The 24,359-nt window shown below is 41.8% G+C and carries 25 protein-coding genes and 2 pseudogenes; 16 read left to right on the top strand and 11 right to left on the bottom strand.

Annotated elements, in window-relative coordinates:
* Positions 1-7: 7 nt before the first annotated feature.
* The 4 genes from rsxB to SNR28_RS21055 form a co-directional block, all read right to left on the bottom strand.
* A complete protein-coding gene (gene rsxB / locus SNR28_RS21070) occupies positions 8-586 on the bottom strand; it encodes an electron transport complex subunit RsxB (RefSeq protein ID WP_375750664.1) in 579 nt (192 codons plus the stop codon).
* Positions 586-1,167, bottom strand: coding sequence for an electron transport complex subunit RsxA (gene rsxA, locus SNR28_RS21065; RefSeq protein ID WP_375750663.1), 582 nt, complete (start codon positions 1,165-1,167; stop codon positions 586-588). The genes rsxB and rsxA overlap by 1 nt, the downstream gene beginning before the upstream one ends.
* 221 nt (positions 1,168-1,388) lie before the next feature.
* Complete coding sequence (locus tag SNR28_RS21060) at positions 1,389-1,724, bottom strand: hypothetical protein (RefSeq protein WP_375750662.1); 336 nt, start codon at positions 1,722-1,724, stop codon at positions 1,389-1,391.
* A 449-nt stretch (positions 1,725-2,173) separates the two neighbouring features.
* Positions 2,174-3,403 carry a hypothetical protein gene (locus tag SNR28_RS21055; protein ID WP_375750660.1) on the bottom strand — a complete coding sequence of 410 codons (1,230 nt, stop codon included), beginning with the start codon at positions 3,401-3,403 and terminating at the stop codon, positions 2,174-2,176.
* Positions 3,404-3,737: 334 nt separating this feature from the next.
* Between SNR28_RS21055 and SNR28_RS21050 the strand changes: the two genes are divergently transcribed.
* From SNR28_RS21050 to SNR28_RS21020, 7 genes and pseudogenes are all read left to right on the top strand, one after another.
* Positions 3,738-4,127, top strand: coding sequence for a helix-turn-helix transcriptional regulator (locus tag SNR28_RS21050; RefSeq protein ID WP_375750658.1), 390 nt, complete (start codon positions 3,738-3,740; stop codon positions 4,125-4,127).
* A gap of 374 nt (positions 4,128-4,501) precedes the next feature.
* The gene (locus tag SNR28_RS21045; protein ID WP_375750656.1) at positions 4,502-5,179 is read left to right on the top strand and encodes an inovirus Gp2 family protein; all 678 of its coding nucleotides are present in this window, start codon (positions 4,502-4,504) and stop codon (positions 5,177-5,179) included.
* Positions 5,180-5,239: 60 nt separating this feature from the next.
* Positions 5,240-5,923 (top strand): inovirus Gp2 family protein, encoded by a 684-nt coding sequence (locus SNR28_RS21040; RefSeq protein ID WP_375750655.1) that lies wholly within the window; start codon positions 5,240-5,242, stop codon positions 5,921-5,923.
* 53 nt (positions 5,924-5,976) lie between these two features.
* The gene (locus tag SNR28_RS21035) at positions 5,977-6,576 is read left to right on the top strand and encodes an inovirus Gp2 family protein (protein WP_375750653.1); all 600 of its coding nucleotides are present in this window, start codon (positions 5,977-5,979) and stop codon (positions 6,574-6,576) included.
* A 73-nt stretch (positions 6,577-6,649) separates the two neighbouring features.
* Positions 6,650-6,850 (top strand): annotated as a pseudogene (locus tag SNR28_RS21030) (AlpA family transcriptional regulator).
* 80 nt (positions 6,851-6,930) lie between these two features.
* Entirely contained in the window at positions 6,931-7,377 is a 447-nt protein-coding gene (locus tag SNR28_RS21025; protein WP_277432736.1) for a ribonuclease HI, read from the top strand.
* 602 nt (positions 7,378-7,979) lie between these two features.
* A complete protein-coding gene (locus SNR28_RS21020; protein ID WP_375750651.1) occupies positions 7,980-8,672 on the top strand; it encodes a DJ-1/PfpI family protein in 693 nt (230 codons plus the stop codon).
* A 959-nt stretch (positions 8,673-9,631) separates the two neighbouring features.
* On the opposite strand, the gene SNR28_RS21015 is transcribed toward SNR28_RS21020, so the two are convergent.
* From SNR28_RS21015 to SNR28_RS21005, 3 genes are all read right to left on the bottom strand, one after another.
* Positions 9,632-10,054: a hypothetical protein gene (locus SNR28_RS21015; RefSeq protein WP_375750649.1), complete on the bottom strand. Its 423-nt coding sequence runs from the start codon at positions 10,052-10,054 to the stop codon at positions 9,632-9,634.
* Positions 10,051-11,508 carry a methyl-accepting chemotaxis protein gene (locus tag SNR28_RS21010; RefSeq protein ID WP_375750648.1) on the bottom strand — a complete coding sequence of 486 codons (1,458 nt, stop codon included), beginning with the start codon at positions 11,506-11,508 and terminating at the stop codon, positions 10,051-10,053. Before SNR28_RS21010 ends, SNR28_RS21015 begins: the two co-directional genes overlap by 4 nt.
* A 135-nt stretch (positions 11,509-11,643) precedes the next feature.
* Positions 11,644-12,612, bottom strand: coding sequence for a GlxA family transcriptional regulator (locus SNR28_RS21005; RefSeq protein WP_375750646.1), 969 nt, complete (start codon positions 12,610-12,612; stop codon positions 11,644-11,646).
* 187 nt (positions 12,613-12,799) lie between these two features.
* Between SNR28_RS21005 and SNR28_RS21000 the strand changes: the two genes are divergently transcribed.
* Positions 12,800-14,452, top strand: coding sequence for an EAL domain-containing protein (locus SNR28_RS21000; protein WP_375750645.1), 1,653 nt, complete (start codon positions 12,800-12,802; stop codon positions 14,450-14,452).
* A gap of 131 nt (positions 14,453-14,583) precedes the next feature.
* Here SNR28_RS21000 and SNR28_RS20995 read toward each other — a convergent pair whose 3' ends face one another.
* Together SNR28_RS20995 and SNR28_RS20990 are read right to left on the bottom strand one after the other, a co-directional pair.
* Positions 14,584-15,357: a GNAT family N-acetyltransferase gene (locus SNR28_RS20995; RefSeq protein ID WP_375750643.1), complete on the bottom strand. Its 774-nt coding sequence runs from the start codon at positions 15,355-15,357 to the stop codon at positions 14,584-14,586.
* Positions 15,358-15,945: 588 nt separating this feature from the next.
* Positions 15,946-16,814: pseudogene (locus SNR28_RS20990) on the bottom strand (SDR family oxidoreductase).
* A 139-nt stretch (positions 16,815-16,953) separates the two neighbouring features.
* Here SNR28_RS20990 and SNR28_RS20985 point away from each other — a divergent pair.
* From SNR28_RS20985 to SNR28_RS20950, 8 genes are all read left to right on the top strand, one after another.
* Positions 16,954-17,640: a hypothetical protein gene (locus tag SNR28_RS20985; protein WP_375750641.1), complete on the top strand. Its 687-nt coding sequence runs from the start codon at positions 16,954-16,956 to the stop codon at positions 17,638-17,640.
* Positions 17,637-20,195 carry a LuxR C-terminal-related transcriptional regulator gene (locus SNR28_RS20980; RefSeq protein WP_375750640.1) on the top strand — a complete coding sequence of 853 codons (2,559 nt, stop codon included), beginning with the start codon at positions 17,637-17,639 and terminating at the stop codon, positions 20,193-20,195. Before SNR28_RS20985 ends, SNR28_RS20980 begins: the two co-directional genes overlap by 4 nt.
* 108 nt (positions 20,196-20,303) lie before the next feature.
* Positions 20,304-20,873: an outer membrane protein gene (locus tag SNR28_RS20975; protein WP_375750638.1), complete on the top strand. Its 570-nt coding sequence runs from the start codon at positions 20,304-20,306 to the stop codon at positions 20,871-20,873.
* A gap of 19 nt (positions 20,874-20,892) precedes the next feature.
* Complete coding sequence (locus SNR28_RS20970) at positions 20,893-21,129, top strand: hypothetical protein (RefSeq protein ID WP_375750636.1); 237 nt, start codon at positions 20,893-20,895, stop codon at positions 21,127-21,129.
* Positions 21,122-21,658, top strand: a complete 537-nt coding sequence (locus SNR28_RS20965; protein ID WP_375750634.1) for a GNAT family N-acetyltransferase — start codon at positions 21,122-21,124, stop codon at positions 21,656-21,658. The genes SNR28_RS20970 and SNR28_RS20965 overlap by 8 nt, the downstream gene beginning before the upstream one ends.
* A 57-nt stretch (positions 21,659-21,715) precedes the next feature.
* On the top strand, positions 21,716-22,084 hold the full coding sequence (locus SNR28_RS20960; RefSeq protein WP_375750632.1) for a hypothetical protein: 369 nt from the start codon (positions 21,716-21,718) through the stop codon (positions 22,082-22,084).
* A 119-nt stretch (positions 22,085-22,203) separates the two neighbouring features.
* Positions 22,204-23,205 carry an alpha/beta hydrolase gene (locus SNR28_RS20955; RefSeq protein ID WP_375750630.1) on the top strand — a complete coding sequence of 334 codons (1,002 nt, stop codon included), beginning with the start codon at positions 22,204-22,206 and terminating at the stop codon, positions 23,203-23,205.
* A 103-nt stretch (positions 23,206-23,308) separates the two neighbouring features.
* Positions 23,309-23,536 carry a hypothetical protein gene (locus SNR28_RS20950; RefSeq protein WP_375750629.1) on the top strand — a complete coding sequence of 76 codons (228 nt, stop codon included), beginning with the start codon at positions 23,309-23,311 and terminating at the stop codon, positions 23,534-23,536.
* A 167-nt stretch (positions 23,537-23,703) separates the two neighbouring features.
* On the opposite strand, the gene SNR28_RS20945 is transcribed toward SNR28_RS20950, so the two are convergent.
* The gene (locus tag SNR28_RS20945; RefSeq protein WP_375750628.1) at positions 23,704-23,931 is read right to left on the bottom strand and encodes a hypothetical protein; all 228 of its coding nucleotides are present in this window, start codon (positions 23,929-23,931) and stop codon (positions 23,704-23,706) included.
* Between the two features lie 46 nt (positions 23,932-23,977).
* On the bottom strand, positions 23,978-24,358 hold the full coding sequence (locus SNR28_RS20940) for a hypothetical protein (protein WP_375750626.1): 381 nt from the start codon (positions 24,356-24,358) through the stop codon (positions 23,978-23,980).
* Between the last annotated feature and the right edge of the window lies 1 nt (position 24,359).

Here is a 24,359-nt window from a genome sequence, read left to right as displayed (position 1 = left end):
TTTCTTCCTATACCGCGGCTTCTTTGTCTTTAGAGTCAGTAATATCAACAACAGGTATGGCATCTAGTTTCCATTTCCAGTTGTCTATGGTGGTTTCTACTTCAACCATTTCAATGCAATCTGTAGGGCAGGGTGCGACACATAAATCACAGCCAGTGCATTCGCTCTTGATAACAGTGTGGAGTGCTTTTGTGCCACCTACAATGGCATCAACCGGACATGCCTGAATGCATTTTGTGCAACCAATACACATGTCTTCATGAATGAAAGCGACTTTTTTAACAGGTTCTTCTGCTTGCTCAGAAAGGTCGGGTTCGACGCCCATAAGATCTGCGATTTTCTCGATAGCAGCCTGTCCACCAGGGGTACATTTGGTGATGCTGTCACCATTGGCAATCGCCTCAGCATAGGGTCGACAACCTGGGTACCCACACTGGCCGCATTGGGTCTGCGGAAGGATTTCATCAATCTTATCGACAATAGGGTCTGCTTCAACTTTAAAACGGATGGATGCAAAACCTAGTAGCCCACCAAAGACAGCGGCGAGAGCAACAACAGCAAGTATTGCGATTAATATTCCACTCATTACAGTTTCACCAACCCTGTAAAGCCCATAAAGGCTAACGACATTAAGCCAGCAGTAATCATCGCTATAGAAGCACCTTTGAATGGTGTCGGAACATCCGCTGCTGCGATACGCTCACGCAGCGAAGCAAAGAGGATAAGCACGAGAGAGAAACCTACTGCTGCACCAAATCCGTAAATAATGGACTCGATAAAGTTATGGTTCTCGTTAATGTTAAGAAGAGCAACACCTAATACTGCACAGTTTGTGGTAATAAGAGGTATGAAGATACCCAGCAGACGGTAAAGAGTCGGGCTGGTTTTGTGAACAACCATCTCAGTGAACTGCACAACTACAGCAATGACCAGAATGAAGCTCATCGTTCTTAAGTAGCCTATTCCCAAAGGCTGAAGAACATAAGTTTCTACCAGATATGCACAGACGGATGCCAGTGTAAGCACAAAAGTTGTCGCCAGGCTCATGCCAATAGCGGTTTCTAGTTTTTTAGAAACCCCCATAAATGGGCATAAACCAAGGAATTTAACGAGTACAAAGTTGTTAACCAGCACGGTGCCGACTAACAACAACAAATATTCGGTCATGATTATATATGTTAGGGAATTTTGATCCGTCTATTATCGTGTTTTGAAACACTAATAACAACCGAGGTTTAGCAGGGTTTTTGCTTATTTGCCGGAAATTTACGCATTATATTAGCGTTTTATGATCTTAAAAGAGTGCTAGATGAGAATGGATGCTATTTGTGGCTTCCGCATACTACTGAAGAGTTATATGGATAGAGTATATATTTCGCTGTGTAAGCCTATACTTTCTCGGACATTACATATCGCCCATTTAGCAATGATTTCAACTGATTATAATTTATAGTCTTTATGACTTGTTCAGATTCGTTATCGTAAACAGCGATTTGCGGCTCGCCATTTAACGAGCCCATCTTTACATCCAAATTTAGGTTTAAATATTTAAGTAACGATTGAAGAGCAACAGTTGCTTCTTTCAGTTCGGTTTCTTTTGAGAAAACATACTTGTTTGATAGCACATTAGTTTTTGGCTGATCGATACTTTCTATGGCACGTCGGTCTGAAAACCGAGTGTTTAGTGCGGCGTTAACTTTGTCTTTCGGGCCAGATATTGACATATAAATTCACCTATTCCCTTTTAAGCGCTATTCGATAAAACTCCATCTGAATCGTTAGTTCATTTTCTTTCGCGTGGATTACCTTAAGTTATTTTACAACTGTGCAGTATAAGATAACCGAAGGTGTGTCACATTCTGATTAATATTTGTTCTTCCATAGGTTTATAGAGTCATAGCTACTCTATGAAGGTCTTCTCTTTGAGGAAATTAAAGGAACAGTCAGAGAGGTTTGGGGGGCGCCTAGTCCGGAGACATTTGCTTGGAACAAGCAACGTCGCAGTTGGATACGAAAAAGCCGCAACAAATGCTGCGGCTTATTCTTAAATATGGCTCCCCCTGCGGGGGCCAAACACAAATAGATAAATTCTATGTCCTGCTTGGCCTAAGCGCTTATTAGTTGCGCTAAGGATTGAGGTCAACGTACCTACCCGTGTACCTAAAGTCAATCGCTAGCTTTTTGACTCTTGCTTCCACTCTTTATGCCTTGTTCTTATCATTTTATTGAGGGCCTGTTTTATTTTCGAAGGGAACTTAGAGTCCGCTATATCAATTAACATGCCCCACTGTTTTTGGGAGAGTGTGATGGTGAAATCTGGGGAACTTTTTTTGTCTAACGAAAATTTATCCCCGATCAATTTAAGCCGCTCTTTAAACTCATCCTCACAGGTTGTAGCACTAAGAATATCTAGAAAGGCAATAATGCACTCTTGCCTAATCACAGGATCTTCAGTGGATGGATAGAATCGAAGAATATCGTACTGCCTGATTAATCTGTCATACGTGTGGTTAATGAGAGTGGGATTCTCGTTTCTTACGACGCCGTGAGACGATGATACTTGTTTACAACATTTACGATAGAGTTGTTCGAGTTGTTTTAAGAAGTTTTCATTCTCTGAGCGATAAGCTTCTTTTGTAAAGGCGATGAAATTGAAATGGTCAACCATTTTTTTTAAGGCATGGTCATCATTTACAGGATCGTAATTTTCGATCTGGGATAAAGCCTCTATATATGGGTCGCCGATTAAACGACGATTTTCAATTTGTTGTTTCTCTTGCAAGATAAAAGCGGCGACTTCTTCGGTTAAAGACTCATCATCGCGGTACATTTTTTGAAAGTGTTCGTCTGGGAGGTAAGCGTTCTTTTCTCCCTTTTCTCTTTCCTCTCTAATTCGCTTTTCGATAAGCATGGTGCGAACGTCTTCTTCATGTTTTCTCTCTCTTGTTTTTTGACCGACAGAGTTTGAAGAAAACCATAATGATTGCCCTATGCGTAGATTCGAATACTCCTTGTTTGTTATTAGTATGTTGCTTTTTATCGAAACATTAATAGCAGAATATAGAAAGAACACTGCCCTGTAACAATTGAGCCAAGAGGTACGCCAGTTTGGCAGCATATACTTTTTAGCAGCAATGCGAAGATCATTGAGCAGTGTGTTTAACTCTTTCTTCTTATAATCATCAAGCTCACCACTTTCTAAAGCTTCAGTTTCAATATTAAGCTCTTCCGCCACCATCTCTGTGAAGTGGTGCTTCAATCCGCGTTTCTGCATGACGGATAAGTCATAACCATTCAAGAGCTCATTGTGCCGATGGTAGTGCATGTAGTTCATATAAAAGCGTAGATGATTGTTCGCTGTGGTATCTCGAACAAGTTTAAATCGGTAACTCGGTCCTTTCATTATTGTTTTTCTCTCAGAAATAATGCACATATTTAGGCTATATTTTTAGGCCTAAAAATGCAATAAATTGAATTTTTAATTAGAAGTTATTCGACAAAAATAATCTTTACCTTACGTGTTTAAAGGGGTGGTGGTGATGGTTATCTGATATGAAAGTTGTTTTTGGAACTAGGTGAGTGATAACTAAGGTTGGTGAGTGAGTATTTGCTGTATTGGGTGAATAGAAATGTCGTCTTTTACTTGTCGTAATGGAAAGAACGTTGAGTATCGGCTAACCGCAAAAATTAACGGCGACTGCCTTTGATGTGAACGAAATAACTAAAGGATTCACATCATGCAACTTATCAGACGTAAAGAGCTTTCAGAATTGACAGGCATTAGTCGTGCTCACTTGTATTTGCTGATTGGGGAAGGGAAGTTCCCTAGACAAATTCACATTGGTAAACGTGCTTCTGCGTGGATAGCAGAGGAAGTTCAAGCATGGGTAGACGGGGTTTGGTATGAAGGTATGACTACCTCACCAGAGCTTGAAAATTCAATGAAGCTGGTGGACAGAAAGACATTATTGAGCATGATTGGCTTTAATAAGGATACGCTGTACAGGATGATCAAAGCAGGGGATTTTCCACCTTGTATCTCGAAAGATATACCACGGTGGAAGCATAACGATATCGTCACTTGGGTTGCGAAACGTATCATAGCCCGTGATGCCAGTAGCTTCTAAAATCACTCATCCTTTCCCTTCTTTACTCTCTAAATTCTTGTCATTTAATTTGTAAGTAACCTCTATACGGATTCTGTTGTGCAAAATGGATTGTTACAACTATTTATTGTGTTTGTTAAGGGTGAATGGTTTTCTACTTACTTAAATAGAATGGAATGTTATTGTGATAAAAGGTTATGAATGTCTGTCTGGTTAGTATTATTACTGTCACATACCAGTATGCCATCATACCTACATATCCACTGTATCACTGCATAGCTACACACCAACACAATGTAACTGATATCACTGAGTCACCCCTAGTGACTCACAGTACACAGTTAAAAATAACGACACAGGCCTATCTATGAACCTAAACACAGGAGTAGATAGAAATGAATGTACGTTCTAGAAAAAACAAAAACCTCAGGCTGACCACAAAGCCAACCTTTCTCGGTAGACCTATCCAGACTGATCACGGTCCACTCTACATCGATTACTTAGAAAAAATGTACGATACGGTTGATCGGGCATTAGACGAGTATCCTCGGCTGATGGCTATTCGTGTGGATTTGAGGTTCCCTAAGCTAAGGAAAAACGAAATATGCGGTAATGTCATGACCGACTTTCTACGCTCATTACAGTCACAGATTGATCACTCGGGGAAACGAAAGAAAAGAGAAGGGAGTAGAGTGCATCCCTGCAAAGTACGGATTGCTTGGGTGAGAGAACGCTCTAGCTCGATAAACGACCACTATCACCTAGTACTCATGTTCAACAAAGATAGATTTAACTGGTTGGGGAAAACTCAAACACAGCAGGAGAACTTAGGCTCTTTCATCGTAGAGGCATGGGCGAGGGTGGTTGGTGTCGATTATGAAGAAGCTAATGGACTGGTTCATTTTTCAAAGAGAAAGAACAGCGACAGTGTGGAAATACACCGCTTGAACAGTAAATCAGAAGACTTTGATGATGCGTTTGACGAGTTCTTCAAACACATTAGCTATCTGGCAAAAGAGAGTACGAAGCATTTTGGTAGCGGTAGACGCAATTTCGGCCATAGCCACAAGTAGCTAAAAAATAACGGTAGTCATAGTTCCTGTGAGATTAACAACAAACCACAGGAACTCATCATGTCAAATCACCCTAACGTTGCTCACAATCGCTTAGACGCGTCTAACCACCTCACTATCACCCATGACCGAACGTTTAATGGAAAACCGCTTTACTACCAAAAGAATGGTCTTATCCTTGAGCATCTCGAGGAAATCGATCGAGTCCTGTCTGAAGCACTAGGCCAATACCCTAAGCTTTGTGTCGCTCACTTTAATGTACGTCTACCGAGTGATTTCGATGGAGACCATTCAGAGGTCTTTAGTCGTTTCTTTCGCACCTTGGAGTCGGAAACCAATGAGTTGTGTCTAATGAAGTACAGGCGTAGGCCTCAGCAATTTCATCAAACGGTCATACGCCATGTTTTGTCCAAGGCGTGTAAGTCTACCAGCCAGTACAACCTTGTCTTGCTCTTTGATAAACGGCTTTATCTTTGTTTAGGCAAAAGTGGATGCGGGAGGAGTCGTTACCTGTCTAGAGTCAGAAAAGCGTGGGATAGGGCAGTGGAAACCGACTACGGTAGAAGATGCTTAGGGCTGGCCTATTCCCCTGCTGATGATGTGTATGATCTTCAAAAAGGGAATGAAGCGTTTCCATTGCAGTTAAATGAGCTCTTCTATCGGATAAGTCGTCTCGCGAAGCCCACCACCAAACACGCTGATAATCGCAACAAGAGCTTTGGTTGCAGTCACGACTCACCTTAAAAAATACAGCGCGAGTAATTCCTATGTCATTCACATTTATAGAGGAATTACTCATGTCGAACAACACTGACCGACCGACGATTACCCGCTCGAGAACGTTCAACGAATACCCCGTGTTTTTCAGTGACAAAGGGTTATACGAATCCGCCTTAATTACCATGGCAACAGTCTTTGAACAAGCGATGGAGGAGTTTGAGGCTGCTTTGGCTATGCGCATTGATTTGTATCTGCCAAAAGGCTGTCGAGATACCGACCTCACCATCATTAACGATTACTTTGCGCAGCTTAACGAAAAGCTCGAGGCGGATTCATTGTTCTATGTGTGGCGTAAGCGAGAGGACAAAGTCCCATCACTCAACTATCGCGTGATGCTGTTTACTGACTACAACCAGTATTTTGGCCCCGCTATTTGCTGGGACAAACGCTCCGAATTGGTTTCTCACCTTAGAGATACTTGGAAAGAAGCGGTAGATAAACACTACAACGGCAAATCACGGTCAATAGTGCTTTTCAATGACCGAGGTAACTATGGTTTAGGGACTCGTTGTCGAAGTAAAGACACCAACATTAAACGCACAGTCTTTCACCGTATGAGCATCCTTGCTGAAACGTGGAATGAACAGCGTTATAGCTTTGGCTCTAGCTTGGAGTAGACCGACTGCATTTTTTTACAGTGGCGGCTTATCACATGGGTATATACAAAGCAGGAGACGATTCCCAATGACAATGAGATTTCTAAGACTGAAAGACGTGATGTCACTAACAGGACTAGGCCGCTCCACTATCTATAAATTCATGGCAGATGAAACCGACTTTCCTAAGAGTGTGCCACTCGGTGGGCGAGCAGTGGCTTAGGTAGAAAGTGAAACCGAGGAATGGATGGAATCGCGTCTGAGTATGCGAGACAACCAAGAATCCTTTCAGTAACACAAATATCAGATAAACCATCAACGGGGCGCTGGCTAAGCAAAGTCATGCGCCCTTTTTCAATTAGAGAGAGATAAAAAATGAGTTACTCAATTTACGTAGACGGCGCAGCCCCAAACAATCAACACGTTTGTACAAGAGGTGGCATCGGGCTGGTGGTCATGGATGAAGACAATGAGATTGTGCATGAAGAGAGTATCACTATTGATAGAGAGACGGATTGTGCGGAGTTGGAGTTAATGGCCTTTATCGAAGGGCTAGAGTACGCCGAAGATGGTGATGTCATCTTTTCAGACAATGATTACTGCGTGAAAGGTTTCAATATCTGGATGGACGATTGGAAAGATAGAGGTTGGCGTAAAGCGAATAAAAAGCCAGTTAAACATCGTCAACTTTGGAAGCAAGTCGATGAACTGCGCTCTAGAAAGTATGTCGAGGTACTTAAAGTTAAAGCGCACTCTGGCATTGAAGGAAATGAGAGAGCGGATATGTTGGCGGTAGATGCAGCGAGAAACGACATCGACTAACACATCAATGCTGCTTGTAGGGTTGATATCTACAAGCCGCTAGTACCTGTTATTTGCGTTTTTCTAGATAACATATATCTGAAGGGATATGCGATGTGAGAGCGGGGGCAGATACGGCTCCAATTCAACTGATAGCACGTTTTGCCCCATTCCATATATTGGGCTAAATATCTTCTGAACAGACGTTACTTCGGGAGAGTCAACTCAAACTAATGAGTAACGGTCCCGAAGTGATCCGCGTTGCGTCAATACGTCATTTATTGAGAGACAGTTTAAGATTGCCCGATTTGTTTCTTCCGGTAACTCTTGCTGTATCCAATGACCACCATGCTCCTTTTTATAGAAATAAGTTGCTTTCCTGAAGGCTTGTTTGCCTACACCGTTTTTGCCGGATTCGACAACTAAGGTGGCACCCTGCGTATAGATAGATATTGAGATATCAAAATCTTCCACAATTATTGCTTTATCAGCTTTACTCTATTTGTTCGAACAAGTTATTGATCATTCGATAGTCTAACTGTCTTAATTTGCGGTTGAAATGTCCAAACCTTTTACTTCCTGATCTGTAATATTGGATGGACGTGTATATGTAAGGTTGTAATATGAATAAGTACAATAAGTTAGAGTCAGGTCGTTTAAATGTAGGCATATTCCTTTATCCGAATGTTACCATGCTCGATGCGTATGGCCCATTACAGCTATTGGCGCTTTGTGATGAAGTTAATGTCTTTACATTTTCTCAGTTAGGTGAATCACTTTTGTCAGATGCAAAAGTGATGTTGTTACCGAATTATGGTTTTAAAAATTGCCCACCAATAGATGTATTGATAGTTCCTGGTAGTGCAAACCCTTCGAATGCGATTAACGACGCAGATATTATAAACCGTATCAAAGAGATAGGCGGATCAGCTAAATACATTACATCAGTGTGCACAGGTACGTTGATATTAGCAGAAGCAGGCCTACTGGATGGCTATAATGCGACTATCCATTGGGCATACCGAGAAGCACTGGCAAATTATTCAAAAGTTTCTGTAGTAAATGAACGTGTAGTAAAGGACAGAAACCGTATAAGTGGAGGTGGCATTACTTCCGGAATTGATTTTGCGTTAGAGCTTATTGCAGAGATTACTGGTTCATCGGCAACTGCTCAGGCATTGGAACTACTACTTGAGTATGACCCACAACCTCCTTTCAAAACGGGTAACTCAGATGAAGTTGACAAAAAACTGAAAGAACAAGTGCAAGGTATGGTTTACTCAATTGCAAGACCGCTTTTTCAATCACGGCTTTAGCTATCCGGTTTCGTATAGAAACTCGCCAATAAATTTACTTTCTATATAGCGTGCAGTAGTGCACGCTTTTTTTGTTTGCCCAGCGAAGCTGGCAAACCCGTCAGGTTGAAAGAAATCTGAATCACCCCGACGGAGGGGAAGAGTACCCGAATCGCAAGAGCGTTGCTGGCCAACGGCAGGGTCTGAAGGAAGCGATAGGAAGTTAACAGTACACAACGCAAGTAAACCTGATTCGGCGGCTTAGGTGGGTAAGCGTCCTAAATAGCGCGAAGCCCGGTACTCAGTCAGACCTATGCTGTGTTTGAGAGTGGCATTGTTAACAGGGAGCCAGTGTAGTAACTGAGGAAGCCTGACACCACATCCGGGCAAATGCCGGAAGCGCAAACTCAAGGTGAAAACCAAGGCTTGCGTTGGTGCGAGGTGGAAGAAGAATCCGTAGTAGTTAGTAAAGCTCGGCCTGAGAAGCCCAGTAATGGTGTGGAGGAGAAAACCGAGCTGACCATCAGCAGTGTGTCTGATGGAGCACCAACTTGCCAAAAGCGTTTAGTGTTGCGAAGGGAGGATGCATACTTTAAGTCTGCATGAGCCGTATACGAGGTCCGTATGTTCGGTTCTGTAAGAGGGATGAGAAAGTAACGCCTCATCCTACTTGTTATGTGAGACACAGAGTATAGTTTTAAGGTTAACTTTCGTTATTGTTGATTTGTATATAAATACCGGAAAACTTACAGTCAACGGAAATATAACGTATATTATTAAATAATAAAAAATAGCCCTTTGTATAAAAGGGCTTACCAAAGGCAAAAAAGGCATATTAGTTAATATATTAAGGCATTTACATGGGTTAAAATGGAAAGCATGTGAATATTTTCATCTAAACCAGCTGAAATGAAGAAAAGATGCCGAAAAATAAAATTTATATTGTTTGGTGCTTTTGATTCACAATGATAAATTCGTTGTTAACGAATGGTGCTATTTTTTGGTAGCATTATCGCTGTGTCCTTATCTATAAGGATGATTATCTTCATTTCAGCATTAGAGCAAAAAGGTATTAATATGCGATAAAGATCAGTGTTAAGTTGCTGTGCTTCTATGACACCAAAACGTTGGTCATCCGATGTAACAAATAAACGATTTTTTTGTACTGAGGCAATTTTTTGTGAAAGGCCAAACACTGTTTGTTCAAGTGGGGAAAAATTACCCGAATACAACGTTAATTCGTAGTTCTTTGAAACACATTTCTCACCTCTCCAGTTGCATTTTTCTATATCTCCCGGCGCAGATTGGTTAGCAAACTTCACTTTAGTGGGAGCTACGAAAGGTAATGTATACCCAGTGAGAGCAACCAACGACAATACGGCGAGCTTTACCCAAATACTCATTGCAATACCAATTTCTTGCTGACTTCTTGCAATGAATACATTTCTTGTTGAAGCAAGTCGATAGATCGACGTTGAGACTCCATTCTAAAGGACACACTTTGAGAGCTAGTATTTAGGTCTGCCATATTACTACTTATCTGGCTAAGAGCCGTATTCTGCTGATTCACTGCAGAGGATACTTGGTACATTTCATCATTTACGTTAGTTACGTTTGAAGATATTTGTTGATAGCCATCTAATATTGCATCAAGCAATGCTGCAACTTGAGAAGCTGATTTGAGCATTCCTGCTACCTGAGTAGTTGACGTATCTACACTAGTTGACAATTTACTCAAAGATCCTTTGATGTGATCCAAACTGGAATCTGTTCTCTGTGCTAACTGGCGCACTTCATCAGCTACTACAGCAAAACCGCGACCAGCTTCTCCTGCCCTAGCAGATTCGATTGACGCGTTGAGAGCAAGTAGATTCGTTTGCTCGGATAAGTTAGCGATGGTGTCAAGGACGCTCGATATCTGCAATGTATCTTCCGTAACACGATTAATAATCTGCTGCGTGTCGTTTGCAAGGGCAGTTAGTTGCTCCAAACCCCCGTGGCATTTCTCTACTTCTGAAAGACTGCTTTGACTAATCTTGTTGGCTTTGTCAGCGTTAACACTACACTCGGATGTAGCAGATGTAACGGTATCAAAAGATGTTCCAAGTTCTTCAACAGCTGTTGCCACAAGCTCTGTGTTAACAGTATGAGATGATAGTTCGTGGTTGATACTGTCAATATCTGTCATTAATGAGCTAGATACTTGGGTCAAAGAGTCGATAGTTGCGGATTGTGTTTCCGAAAGTTCCCTTAGGCGCAACACTATCTGATTGAACTTTTGTTCAAATTCGCCATGGTGGTTTAGCTCAATGTTGAGTAATAGCCGGTCATCTTGCACCATGTTGTCAACAGTATTCTCAATATAAGATAGTTTTTGTAGGCTTTGGCTTAGTGAAAGACTACCGTAAATACAAATACCAGCCAGAAATATAGCGTATAGGCAATGCTCAACTGCCATCATAAAAGGGCTGCCTGGAGGGAAAATATATAAACCTACCGTTGTATGAAATTGAAGGTAATAAAAAGCAATGTGATGAGTAGCAGCAGCAATTAAACAATGGAACACCATCTTCCAGTCATTGTATATCGTCGTGCATGCTAACAGTATAAATACCTCAAAGTGCAACATGGTATCACCATATGCCTGATGTATATGTAAGGCCACAAATCCATAAAGTAGGTAAGGTATTATAACTTTAAGTGATTCTCGGTTCAGTACTAAGATAGCAATCGCTAAAGCTGTATTAACAGTGAAATCCGCGTAGGAAAAGCCATAGCGGAGCATGTAAATAAAAGTTAAAGCAAAAAATAGTCCCGAGAGTATATGAGTTGATTTAGTAAAGGTTAGCGACTTCATAAAGTCTGCTCCTGTTGTTGAACATAGTTCTACAAATAACAGATGTCTTTTAAAAGTATCGGCCAAACAGGTCGCAAATTAGGACAGCCTTGATGTATTGTGAAGTGAATGTTTAAGGTTTAAAGAAATTAAAAACTATGCTGGATGACGATATTTCCTATTCATATTGCACCGAAACTCTGTAGGAGTTTGACCAAACTGGCGTGTGAACGCTCGATTCATATTTTCCTCACGTTTATAACCACAGCGGTTAGCTATGTATGAGGTCGTTTGTGTAGTCTCGCGTATTAGGTGTGAGGCCATCTCAATTCGAATTTGATCAACCAATTTTTTTGGGGTGAGTGAGAACTCATCCTTACAACGCCGGGTAAAATTGCGTGGGCTCATCGCCATAAACGATGCTAACTGTTCAGTGCTAATGTCTTCAGTGATATTTTCTTGAATCCAGTGCAGCAAGTCTTCCCACTTAGAGCAGCTACACTCAAACTGCAATCTTAGCTGGAACGTCAACTGTGAGTCAGATTGCCTGCGCCTACTTGGCAAGACCATGGCCATCGCAACATGCTGTGTTAATTCGCGGCCTGTTTTCATCTCAAGAATATGAAGCGCCATATCTATACCAGTGCTTATACCCGCTGAAGACCAGAGCTTGCCGTGTTGAACAAACGGCGCTTTCTGATTGAGCGTGACATTTGGGTACATTTTTTTGATATCGTCCAGATAGAACCAATGTGTAGTTGCAGAAAATGGAGTATCAGAAAGTGCATCCGCTAGAATAAAAAGCCCGGTACAAATTGAACAAACACTCTCGGCTTTCTGGTGAGCCTGTCGTACAAACTTAGTCACTGAAGAGCTATTAGATTTGTTGATATTGATGCCATTGATCAGAAAAACAATGTCATTGCTGTTAATTGTTACTTCCTCAATCGTAGTTGACGATATAAACATACCTGCATTTGATTGAAGCATGCCTCCTCGCTCACTGACGTACACTAGCTCGAACAATGGCTTTTCTGCAATGACATTTGCGATTGCAAAAACATCTGCAGGACCAGATAAGTCCATTAATTGAAAGTTATCTGCGCAATAGAATATAAGTCTCATAATTGTTTATTGTTACAAGTGGTTGTTTGCATAAATAATAGCTATATCAGCAGTGTATTGCACGAAAATGCGATTCAAGACAGATTGGGTGCAAAAAGAGACATATTTGCTATAAGGCATTGAGTATCAGCTTAGTATTACTAAACTGAGATAATTATTATTTGCTTGCAAAGTGGAACTTAGAGCGATGGTAGTTAGGGACAAACAAAGTTGGCTAATTGATAGACTCATCCATGTATTTGACTCCGATGACGGCGGTTTATGGTGCATGGATCATAATTTTGTGGTCTATTTTTACAACAACACCTTTTATCAACAATTTGACATCACTCTTGGTGAAAGCACATTAGATTCTTGGATTTCACTGATACATCCGGAAGATAAGCAAGTACTGCGTGATAATGTGGCTCGACAAATCGACAAAAATGTTTCCCGGGTGGTGAGCCAGTATCGGGTGAGAAATAGGCAGGGTCGTTATGTCTGGATTGAGGCAACAGGTATCATCGTTGAAGAACAGGGTAAATCTTATATGGTTGGAGCCCACCGGAATATCTCGGAGCAACGATTGCTCAATGAGTACCTGACTCACGCTGCCTTTCATGACTCTGAGACTGGGTTGTGTAATCGTCAAAAGTGGCTCGAAGACATAAAAAACGGGAGCTTACCCAGAAAAGGAACCATTTTCGCGATTTCAATTGCTCACTTAAATAGCTATCAGCGTCGATGGGGATTGGTTGCAATACAGAGTACAATATCATTGGTTGTCACATGCCTTGAAGAGCTTTTTCCGAACAAATACGATATCTATCGTATAACTCAGGATGTTTTTGCAGTTTGGCACAAAGATGAATTAGACCCAAAATCAAAACTAGATGTAGCTAAAAAAATCAAATGTAAGTTTACGCACTCGAACAGTAGCAATTCAGTAGCTATCAATGATGTCGCAATAGGCATAGTCCCCGAGAGGGATATAACCAACGAAAACTCGGTTAACTTACTATTAAAAACTGTTGAGTATGCGTACGAACAAGACCTTATCGTTACATATCAGGGAGAAGCTAAGAAAGCTATTGATCGCCATTTTATGGTTTCTGACGCTCTGGAAGGCGCAATTCAATCTGGCCTGCTATCTATCGCTCTACAGCCCATTATCGATGCAAAAAGCGGTGAGCTTAACAGCTTTGAAGCTTTAGCACGTTGGAGCCACTCTGAATTAGGTGTTGTTTATCCAGACGAATTTATACCTGTAGCAGAACGTAAAGGCTTGATCGGTGAGTTAGGTTTTTCTGTTTTAGAGCAGGCGTGCAAATTTTTATCTGAATATGATGGACGCAAAGGACATAATAGGGTCTCTATAAATGTCAATGTGTCTGTACTTCAACTCGTTGATGATAACTTTACATCTCGGGCTGAAGATATTGTTAATAGTCAAGGAATTAGCACCGATCGTGTTGTATTCGAGATAACGGAATCTCATTTGCTCGATTGCAACAAGAAGAGTATCGCACAACTTATGCTACTAAAAAGTAGGGGGTTTCACCTATCACTTGATGATTTTGGTACTGGCTTAAGCTCCTTAACCAGCTTGTTTTATTTGCCTCTTTCTCAAATTAAGATTGATAAGGAGCTAGTTCGGGAATCGATGGCGAATGCCTCATGTTGTGGCTTGATAGATTATTTGTCCCAGTATAGTAAAAGCCAGAACATCAGCTTGGTAGCAGAGGGGGTAGAGAGCAAAGAAATGCAAAACCAAGTTGTGAGTCAGGGAGCATCATTGCTACAGGGTTTTGGTTTGCATAGACCCTCAGAGCCGGAATATTGGTTGATGGAAGAACGTTAGATATTAGTACGACTGATCTGCTCCAGCCAGACTGGACAGTCCAACTCACTTAACTCAGTGTCCAAAACAACTGGTGTGGATCAGTTTGTAGAATGATACTAAAAGCAGGCAACGACGTTATGCATGTTTTATCACTTGACCGTTCTTGGCGAGACAAAACCTGTAGTAGTTGCAATAAATTCAAACCCATGTTTCTCGACTATTGGCCGACTCATATCTGAAGCATCAATTATCAAGTATTGTTTGCCTCTTTTAATAGCTTCATGGATACGTATGTTAAGAAGCATTGTGTAGTAGCCCTTATTTCTAAAGGCCTTTAGAGTGCTTCCACCCCAGATCCCTGCGAATGGGCTTCCAGCATTAAAGGTGACCCATGCAGAGGCAACAGGTTGCTCATTTATATAAACAACATAGATAGAAATATCCTCTGGAACCTCAGATTTTAGTTTAAGTAAGTAATGGTACTGCCATTCTAAGTTTTTCCCCCAGACCTGCTCTTGTACTTCAATTGCATCGCGAATACCTGAGCTGTTATATACTTCAGTAATTGCGGAATGACTACAGTCGGAGATTATGATGTTGTGAAGATCCAGTGCCATAAATGATTCAGTACCTTCTGAGGTAAAACCATTATCCACCAGTGCTTTGTCGAGTGTGCCAGGGGAGTCTGTGCTATACATCTTCCATTCAAAATGTATATTCCTCTGACGAAAAAACTCAAGTTCGTTGTGTATTACATTAAGCATTTTCTCTTCCGAGAAGTCAAAATAGGATATGTAGCTACCGAAAGTATCATCTGACACAAACTTAACTACCTCGCGCGTCGTCAGAATTGTGCCGTTAAAAGCATTTATGTTCTTCCGCTCGTACTTGTTGTACTCCTGCATTACCTTTTCTTTATCCAATTTAGATCCTTATGTATATGAAGCTTAATTTGGGCTGCCTGCCGATCAGATTCTGACTCTGTTGTTAGATTACGAAATTGCTGATCTTGAATTCAAAAATCGTAGCATGGTGTGCCTAATAAGCATTGGTTGTAATAGCACATTGTCAGTTTTTGCTTTAAATTAGTCAGTTTTTGCGTGTAATTGGTTGGGTGTTGAGTGTAAAGAAAAGATCATATTATGCCGCTAGGTGTATATGTAGGTCAGTAGATTGGAAAAAATCGCTGGCAATCAAAATAGACTGGACCACAATAAAAAACCATGGAATGTATACCGTGAAGTTTAGTCTGTAGGTAAATGGCGGTCTCATCACGGCAACTCCTGTCAATTTTTTAAAAAGGCTATTGTGCTCAAACAGTTAAGACTTGTCTTTTATATCTCCCAGCAAAGTGAGCTCGAGTGGGTTGAGCGAATATTTCCCTCATTTAAATGACTCAACATCGTAAAATTTTGATTTTATATGGACGTCAGTTCTGGAGTCCCATGCCTTTTTGTTTAATTTTAAGTAGTTCATCTTATTGCCAGCATTGCCTTGTGTCGTTGTTGATATCACTTATCTAAGAGGTAGAGTTTTCGAAAGTGGTCGGCCAGTTTTTTATTCCCATGCGGGGGAGCTATCATATCTCCTGCACTGACAGTAAGAAAAAACTCTGCGGGTCCTCCTATGCGCTCAGGTAGAGAAGCTGCAATAAACAAAGCTGTTTTTCGTACCCAGTCTGGCAAATGTGTCACTTTCACGCTTCGGTTCTGAGATTCAAATGCTAATTCTGCTATCTGGCCTACAGATAACGCTTCGGGTCCGCCCACACTTAATTCACGCTCATTTCTGTCGATGGCTTTTACGCAAAAATCCGCAAGATCTTCACCATGGATAGGGTTTAGTTGAGTTTCTCCGCTTCCAAATACATACGCTCGACCCGATTGCGCCATTTTGTAATATTCTTCCAGGTCGGAAAAAATCCGTTCGGCCTTATGACACACGGGATTAAATGTTCTGTGGAGAGCAGCTTGTCAGCAAACGTCTCTTTGGCATTGAGCAAACGAACATGTCTGTACTCAGGTGCGTTGAATGCTGAAATATAGATAAACTTTTTTACTCCGGCCTGCAGCGCTTCTTCCAGTAAATTACGGTTGCCTTGATAATCGACATCCATGTATTTGAGGCCATCTTTTTGCCTTGTGATACCAACACATGAAATAACAATATCTACTTCTTCACAACATCCCTTTAGACTATTAGGGCTGGTAACTTCTGCTATTCTAATTTGTGCATCATTAAGCCCGGTTTGCCTGAGTTTTTCTGCATTTCTTGCTAAAGCAAAAAACTCCTCACCTGTGTTTTTTAATTCGTTAACGATATGGCGGCCGAGGTATCCAGTTGCTCCTGCGACCAGAACTTTTCTTGTTTTACTCTTCACTTGTTTTTCTCCCCAACTGAATTTAGTTCTGAAAGCTTACACCGAAATCTTAGTCATTAAATCACCATATGTAGTGATTATGTTTTCCATGGTTATTGATAGTGTGAGCCGTTGTTTTGTTTACTCAGGAATCACTGCTATGAACTCAATAAACCAGGCTAGAGCCGCACTTCTTGTCAACATTTTCAGTTTTGTTTATGGGTTGGTGTTGCTAATCAGTAAGTTTCAATATTTGCAGGATGAGCAATTCACTCACAGCCAAATACTGGATATGTTACTGTTAGATATCCAGTATTTCCTGAGCTGGAATATAATTATTTACCTAACTTACGGTTTGTCACTGCTCCATCTGACCGTTACCTTGTTTTTTGCAGCTAAGCGGACGACACCGCAAACAGCGACTGGTTTTCTAGTTATGGGAAGCATTTGGTCAGCTTATATGTTGTTCAGTGGTGGACTGGCGATTGAGCTTATAAATAGCGTTGCAGATCTCTATCAAAACAATCGAGAGCTTGCGGTAAAAATATGGATAACAGGAAGCTTAATTCACGAGAGTATTGGTGGAGGCAACGAGCTAATTGGCGCTATCTGGGTGGGTCTGATTTCCTATATGGTGCCTCATCAAAAAGGGATATCAACGCTAACCAAACGATTTGGCTATGTTACGACTTTTTTGGGACTGTGTACCTTGGTTGAATCTTATGAAACCTTCACTAGTCTGTTTGGAGTTGCCTTGATACTCTGGTTTTTACTATTGTATATAGTACTTCCAACCTCTTTTCAGACTTGGAAAGGGCGAGAACAATGTACCAGAGCATATGAATGATCATTAAAACGAAACTTTACATTCCTGAGCCGAAATCAAACTACGTGGTGAGACAGGTTCTATCGGAAAAACTAAAGCAAATTATCAATACTAAACTTACGCTTGTATCCGCTCCTGCAGGTTTTGGTAAATCAAACCTGGTTGCGGATTGGTGTTCCCGAAAGGAAGAAAAGCTCGCCTGGTTATCTTTGGACAGTAATGACAAAAACACTGACACTTTTCTGAGTTACCTTATCGCCGCATTCAGAGAGGTGGACATTACCCTTGCGCAAGAAGCATGGGATCTCGTTCAAGTGCAGAAAGAGGTCAATGCAGACCACGTAATTACCAGCCTCATAAATGAGTTAGCCTATTATCCGAATGAGTTAACTTTGATACTGGATGATTATCATTTAGCTAGCTCCGCTGCGACAGATTCTGTTATCAACAACTTTCTAGCCAGAATGCCTGAAAACATTCACCTGGTTCTCATCACGCGCTCAGATCCGTCAATTTCTCTCGCCAGGCTAAGGGCAGAAGGAGAGCTTATTGAAATTCGCGCATCCGACTTAAAATTTACGGATGAAGAAGCCGGGAAGCTGTTGAGTCAAACCTGTCATGCGCAGTTGGAAAAGAGTGATGTGGCCGCTGTAAATAGAATAACGGAAGGTTGGGCAGTTGGTTTGCAACTCTCTTCTTTGGCACTCAATAGTAGTGCTCATCCTGAAGATATAATCACTCGGCTCTCAGGTACGCATACCTATATTCTCGATTACCTGACAGAGCAAGTTCTCTCTAGTATGAACGAAAAGGTGCGACACTTTTTACGTGAAACTTTCTTCCTGAAAGAGCTTTCTGTAGAGTTTTGTAATCATGTACTAAATAGGGAAGATTGCGGTGAAATACTCACTTACCTAGAGTCAAACAACATCTTTCTTATCTCTCTGGATAATGAGAGAAACTGGTACCGTTATCATCACCTCTTTGCTGATGTTTTACGCATTCACGCCCATAGCACAGAGGAGAGAATGCATGAGCTGAATATGCGCGCGGCGGCATGGATGGCCAACAAGGGTCGCCTTGCTGATGCGGTTCAATATGTCCGTTGCTGTGGGGAAAAAGAACTGCTGAGGCTATTAGAAAGTCATTGGCCAACCGCACGTACACATTCACATGATTCTCAACTGATAGAGTGGCTCGCATCGGTCGATATAGAACGTATTCAAGCATTTCCAGTTTTAGCCGGCTACTACAGTTTGGTGCTTTTGCCTCACAACCCCGAGCAAGGCATCTTTTTGCTCGATACAACAAAGGAACATTTCGAGCGATGTGTCACACCATTAAACGACCAGGAAAAAACAACTCTGGGTATAGTCAATATCGGGCAAGCCTATATTCATGCGGCTCAAAGTAATACCAGAGAAGTACTTGAACGGATTCGTAATGCTTTGAATGTGTTACCGACAAAAGAACAGGTTTGGCGTGGCTCTTCCCGAGCCTTAGAAGGTATAGCGTTATGGCGAGATGGTGAGGTTTCTGCCGCGGAACGTAGCCTTAAAGCCGCTGTCGCCAATATGGACCGCTCTGAAGATATCAGCGCTAAAATCACAAGCCGTTTTTTACTGGGAGATTTCTATTACCAGTTTGGCTGGTTGACTAAGGCTAGGTCTGTTGTCAAATCGGCGATTGATAGGGTTGATCAAAATAGAAGCTACACCGTCGAAGGGAGTGCTGATGTATACCTGCTGCTTTCAGAAATTGAATTTGAGCAAGGAAACATTGAAAGTGCATTGAGTTTGCTTGATACAGCTCAGCAGTTTGGTACTTCAGGCTCTATGCAGGAAACAAAATACCGTTATCCGCTCATTTCTGGAAGAATTGCTTCTGTAGAGAACCGTATTGAAGATGCTATAAAGTACATCAGTGATGCAGAAGCCCTGTATGTTGAGACGCCCAATCCATGCCATCGACCACCCTCGCTCTGGAAAGGTATTATCCTACTTAATCAGGGCAGCCGCGAATTACTCACAAAACAGACCCCTTGTTTCACACCTTTTCATATCAATAGCTTAGCCTATTTAACTTATCTCATTGCACAGCCAAATGAACGAAGGGAAGTCACGACGACTCTTAATAAGGCCTTCTCTGAGGATACACCGCCTACATTACAGTTTGTTCAGAAAGTGGTTTGTGCTATCGACGCTGACGCTAACAAAGATAAAAAATCTGCAGAGCATGCACTTAGGCAGGCGGTATTGCTAATGGCAGAGAATGGCGCCGATGTATGGCGTACAGAGATCAAAGCCATACATGAGTTATTTACAACATATGATTTAGCACCGAAGAAGCTCTCACCAGTGATAACAGCAGATTCACTGGTTGAGCCTTTAAGTGCAAAAGAGACGCAAGTCCTGCAGTGGCTAGACACTGAACTCAGCGGCCCTCAAATTGCGTCAAAGCTTTTCGTTAGCCTCAATACGCTCAGAACTCACACAAAAAACATCTATTCAAAGCTTGGCGTCAGTAACCGCCGCGCCGCCATAAATAAAGCGAAGTTACATAAGTTACTTTCTTGAACCAAACTATGATAAATCACATCATCTGGTGATGTGTGTAAAGAGCCCTGTGGGTAATCTAGCCATTAAGCAAATCCGCTTAACCTCTCAATAAAATAAGGGCTTATTATGAACTCAAAACTCAGTTTTCTGGCAATGTCTGGCTTAATATTACTTTTTGGTACAGTCGCTAATGCCGCAGAAAACCACTCTTCCTTTAAGGTGTTGCTTGGTGGCAAATCGTTAGACTCTGACTGGGGAAAAGATGACTCAATGGACACAATTGGGTTCCAGTCTACCTACCAACCCGCATCGCTGCCTTTTGGCATTGCCCTGGATTTTTTTGGAAGTGGGAATGAAAACAAGAATAGTGGAAACACGACCGAAACAACCGTAGGTGAAATTAACCTCGGACTAAGGTACCAACCGACTATTTTAGCAGGTGCTTTTGCGCCCTATCTGGGTGCTGGGATTAGCTATGTATCAGTAGAGCTGGAAGAATACAGTTCAGGTGTTAAAAGAAACTACGAAGATACCGGTACCGGCTATTGGATCGGAGGTGGCATCGATTATCTATTTGCACAGCGGTGGTCAATTGGTATTGATGCACGCTACTCCAGTGCTGATGTAGAACTCAATGGAGAAACACGTGATGCCGGTGGAATTGGCTGGGGAGCGAATATCGGATACCGCTTTTAGTCAGCACGTGAGGTGGATTATGCGTAATGTGCACAATGAAGAGTTCGGTCTCTTTAACGTATATGTAGAAGAGAATTTATCTCCAGACTGGCAACAAACTTTTTCAGAAGTAACCGTACACAGAGTAGCAAGCGGAACCTGTATTGAGGTTTATTGCAAAGATATGTCAGAGCTTCACGGTATTGTGAATTTGGTTTTCAATATGGGGCTGAAGTTGCAAGCAGTGATAAAACAAGGGTTTTCTGTAGATGTTTAAATTGGAAACGGAACGACTGATACTTAGAGATATGCAGCTTGAGGATGAGGCGACTTTCGTCGCTATTTCTCAAGATGCGAAATATCAGCGTTTCTATGATGAATCGGATTGTGAACCGAATAAATATCGCGAACTGACAAAGTTGTTTATTGAACAAGCATCCGAAAGGCCTCGGAAATCTTATCAATTAGCCATTGAGAATAAAATGACCGGGCAATTTGTTGGAACGATCGGCTTACGCCTTGAAAAAGAAAAGCAAGCATCCATTGGGGCTGGGCTATCCAGAGAGTACCAAGGTAGTGGACTGATACTGGAAGCCGCTCAGGCATTGGCTCAGTATGGATTCTCTAACCTGGGAGTTCACCGTATTTACGCAGAAACCATCAGCCAAAACCGGGCTGCAATTAGGCTTTGCCAAGCTTTAGGCATGAGAAAAGAGGCACACTTTAGAGAAAACCGTTACTTCAAAGGTCAATGGTGGGATACGGTCGTGCTGGCTATCTTGCGAGATGAGTGGGATGGTAGTTAGAAAACTAACGGTCACTCAGTTACTGTTTTATTCAGAGGATAAACACGGACAGAAAATATGGTTCAATTGGCTGCTACTACTTATATATTCATTATTCTGGGAGTGATTGTTTTTCAGTTCTGCCTAATTGCCGGAGCGCCCTGGGGAAGAATGACTCAAGGTGGCCGTCACGAAGGTTCGTTACCTGTCTCCGGGCGAGTGGCCGCTGGCATCTCTGTCGTGTTACTCGGCTTTATGGCGATAGGTATCGCCTCCGAGGCTAAGCTGATTGCAGGTTTACCGAAATGGGTCCCCTATACTGGACTGACCATACAGGCTTTAAGTACCCTTTTAAACTGGATTACTCCCTCCCGAATAGAGAGGCTCATATGGGCACCCATTACCACTCTGATGTTAACATTGGCACTTTATGTCGTATTTATGTAATTGATAACATTAATTCTGGCTCGAGACATTGGATAATGTCATGCTCGTATGAGTTATCAATAGAGCACAAACTATGACCATACGGCCCTTTTTTAAGGGCAGTATCTAAAGAGGAAAATATGAAGTTTATCTTAAAATTATTGATAGCTTCTCCGCTGATTTACTTTGTGATTGCTTTCTCCCTACTCTCGCTACCTTTTAGTAGAGAGCATTCCGACAAAGGGCTAGATTTTAACGTTCTACACATTGATAGTGCTCCTGAAATTAATATCGCTGAAAAATATTATACTGCGCGCGATGGAAGTGACCTTTTTTATCGCTTCTTGTTAGGGGACTCAAAAGTTATTGTTGTCTTAATCCACGGTTCTGGAACGGAAGGAAGGTATTTACTTCCTTTAGCAGAAAGATTAAATGCCTCTCTAAATATATCTGTTGTATTGCCTGACCTTCGCGGCCATGGAAAGTCTGCATTGGGGGGTATGGGTGATGTAGATTACTTAGGTCAATTGGAGCACGATCTTGAAGATTTAAAAAAGGAACTTGCATTTAAATTCCCTGATTACAAGGTCATCCTTGGAGGGCATTCGTCTGGTGGAGGGCTAGTTGTTAAGTACGGTGGCAATGAGCTTGAAAAATACGATGGTTATATGATGTTAGCGCCATATTTAGGCTACAAAGCACCGACTGTTCGCCCGAACTCCGGAGGGTGGGTGCAAGTTAGACAAGCCAGATACGCTGGGCTAGCTATGCTGAATAACGTAGGGATTAAGCTGTTCAACTATCTGTCAGTACTATATTTTAATCGACCTGTAACTATTGATGACGAGTTTCAAGTAGATAGCTATACCTTTCGGATGAACGAGTCTTTTTCTCCTCAGTTTTTTGCTGCTGACCTACAAGAAAATAACAATAACATTCTAGTGTTGGTAGGAGAGAATGACGAAGCATTTTATGCTTATAAATTTGAGAAGGTTTTTAGGGAAAACGCCCCGCAAACTGATTTGAGAATAATATTAGGCGCTAAACATCTAGACTTGCCAAACAGCCATGAAACGGTTGATATCATGCTGGCATGGCTCGAAAAAATATATGATAAGGAATTGAAGCGAACAAACCGCTGAATGCGAAAGCTAAATTGAGAACAATTGATACTGCCATCGTAAGCAAAGCCGTGGAAAGGTGACTTTTGATGGTCGTTCCCTTGTTTGAGAGATACCCCCCTTGATGGATAGATTCCCTCCTATGTTCCGTATACCAGAGCACGCGGAAGACAAAATTATCGAGCTAACATCACAGAAACCTCATCTCACGCTGATGCAACTGATGATGGAATTAAAAGAGCACAATATTACTGTGAGTATCGGCACGATTAAAAACATCTGGAAAGAAGAAAAACTGAGTACCAGAGAGCTTAGGGTTAAAAAATTACAATCACTGAATATCGATGTATAAGGCAAGAAGTGTCAATCCTGGCTAGAATGTAAGAGCATGACAGAATCGGTTGGTACTTATCCCGTCACGTTCCCTCAGTAATGACAAGGTGAGCACATCTTCAGAAGCAAAAAAAGAGTGGGGAGCGTGATTGCTCCCCATTTTCATTTTTATCGATGCTGGTGGCATCACTTTTCTGTGATAGCTTCACAGCCTTTAGGAATGACAACCGTAGACGCGTTTTTACCATCTTCTTGTGCTGCTTTTACATCCAGTATGTATTGAATGCATTTGCCAATACTGACATTGACTGCTCCAGAGTCTGCCGGAGCATTCCCACCCAGTGTTCCTCGAGCACTAGCTGTTGAAATGTTGATAGCCGCCGTGATGGTTGCGAGTAAACATAACTTGTTCATAGTTTATCCTTTTTCGTTGATTGATTTTGATGTCGTGAGTTACGGGTTAGAAGGTGTAGACAAAGATGCCAGCACTTGAGGTGACTTCGATTTCCTTCACGCTATCTACCGTGCAGTTGTTGCTGTATCCAGTGTAGGTTTCTCCAAAGTTCAGGTTGACCGTTCTTGATAGTTCGGAAGTGGTGCCAGCAGGTAGGCGACAATTGCCTCGGTTGATGACCACGTTGCTGATGGTGGTGTTATCTGTGATGGCTTGCAGGTTAAACACCAAGGTTCCCCAATGTTCATTGGTGGAAATCGACATTTCGATATCCGCAGGGGCTTGTTGTGTTTCTTCTGCCTCTGAGCAAGCTGTTAATCCATTAAACAGGATGGTAAGGGCTGTGATTTGAGCGGACAGTTTGAATAGTGGTTTTATTGCAATCATG

Source organism: Vibrio iocasae (assembly GCF_042245395.1).
GTDB classification, from domain to species: Bacteria; Pseudomonadota; Gammaproteobacteria; order Enterobacterales; family Vibrionaceae; genus Vibrio; species Vibrio iocasae.
This window is presented reverse-complemented; position numbering and strand designations above follow the sequence as displayed.

Excerpts from the sequence above, each read along its gene's own strand:
- rsxA (WP_375750663.1), bottom strand. The coding sequence starts at position 1,167 with ATGACCGAATATTTGTTGTTGTTAGTCGGCACCGTGCTGGTTAACAAC.
- SNR28_RS21010 (WP_375750648.1), bottom strand. The coding sequence starts at position 11,508 with ATGAAGTCGCTAACCTTTACTAAATCAACTCATATACTCTCGGGACTA.
- SNR28_RS21040 (WP_375750655.1), top strand. The coding sequence starts at position 5,240 with ATGTCAAATCACCCTAACGTTGCTCACAATCGCTTAGACGCGTCTAAC.
- SNR28_RS21015 (WP_375750649.1), bottom strand. The coding sequence starts at position 10,054 with ATGAGTATTTGGGTAAAGCTCGCCGTATTGTCGTTGGTTGCTCTCACT.
- rsxB (WP_375750664.1), bottom strand. The coding sequence starts at position 586 with ATGAGTGGAATATTAATCGCAATACTTGCTGTTGTTGCTCTCGCCGCT.
- SNR28_RS21005 (WP_375750646.1), bottom strand. The coding sequence starts at position 12,612 with ATGAGACTTATATTCTATTGCGCAGATAACTTTCAATTAATGGACTTA.
- SNR28_RS21000 (WP_375750645.1), top strand. The coding sequence starts at position 12,800 with ATGGTAGTTAGGGACAAACAAAGTTGGCTAATTGATAGACTCATCCAT.
- SNR28_RS20970 (WP_375750636.1), top strand. The coding sequence starts at position 20,893 with ATGCGTAATGTGCACAATGAAGAGTTCGGTCTCTTTAACGTATATGTA.
- SNR28_RS20965 (WP_375750634.1), top strand. The coding sequence starts at position 21,122 with ATGTTTAAATTGGAAACGGAACGACTGATACTTAGAGATATGCAGCTT.
- SNR28_RS20985 (WP_375750641.1), top strand. The coding sequence starts at position 16,954 with ATGAACTCAATAAACCAGGCTAGAGCCGCACTTCTTGTCAACATTTTC.
- SNR28_RS21035 (WP_375750653.1), top strand. The coding sequence starts at position 5,977 with ATGTCGAACAACACTGACCGACCGACGATTACCCGCTCGAGAACGTTC.
- SNR28_RS20950 (WP_375750629.1), top strand. The coding sequence starts at position 23,309 with ATGGATAGATTCCCTCCTATGTTCCGTATACCAGAGCACGCGGAAGAC.
- SNR28_RS20945 (WP_375750628.1), bottom strand. The coding sequence starts at position 23,931 with ATGAACAAGTTATGTTTACTCGCAACCATCACGGCGGCTATCAACATT.
- SNR28_RS20960 (WP_375750632.1), top strand. The coding sequence starts at position 21,716 with ATGGTTCAATTGGCTGCTACTACTTATATATTCATTATTCTGGGAGTG.
- SNR28_RS20980 (WP_375750640.1), top strand. The coding sequence starts at position 17,637 with ATGATCATTAAAACGAAACTTTACATTCCTGAGCCGAAATCAAACTAC.
- SNR28_RS20955 (WP_375750630.1), top strand. The coding sequence starts at position 22,204 with ATGAAGTTTATCTTAAAATTATTGATAGCTTCTCCGCTGATTTACTTT.
- SNR28_RS21060 (WP_375750662.1), bottom strand. The coding sequence starts at position 1,724 with ATGTCAATATCTGGCCCGAAAGACAAAGTTAACGCCGCACTAAACACT.
- SNR28_RS21055 (WP_375750660.1), bottom strand. The coding sequence starts at position 3,403 with ATGAAAGGACCGAGTTACCGATTTAAACTTGTTCGAGATACCACAGCG.
- SNR28_RS20975 (WP_375750638.1), top strand. The coding sequence starts at position 20,304 with ATGAACTCAAAACTCAGTTTTCTGGCAATGTCTGGCTTAATATTACTT.
- SNR28_RS21045 (WP_375750656.1), top strand. The coding sequence starts at position 4,502 with ATGAATGTACGTTCTAGAAAAAACAAAAACCTCAGGCTGACCACAAAG.
- SNR28_RS21050 (WP_375750658.1), top strand. The coding sequence starts at position 3,738 with ATGCAACTTATCAGACGTAAAGAGCTTTCAGAATTGACAGGCATTAGT.
- SNR28_RS20940 (WP_375750626.1), bottom strand. The coding sequence starts at position 24,358 with ATGATTGCAATAAAACCACTATTCAAACTGTCCGCTCAAATCACAGCC.
- SNR28_RS21025 (WP_277432736.1), top strand. The coding sequence starts at position 6,931 with ATGAGTTACTCAATTTACGTAGACGGCGCAGCCCCAAACAATCAACAC.
- SNR28_RS21020 (WP_375750651.1), top strand. The coding sequence starts at position 7,980 with ATGAATAAGTACAATAAGTTAGAGTCAGGTCGTTTAAATGTAGGCATA.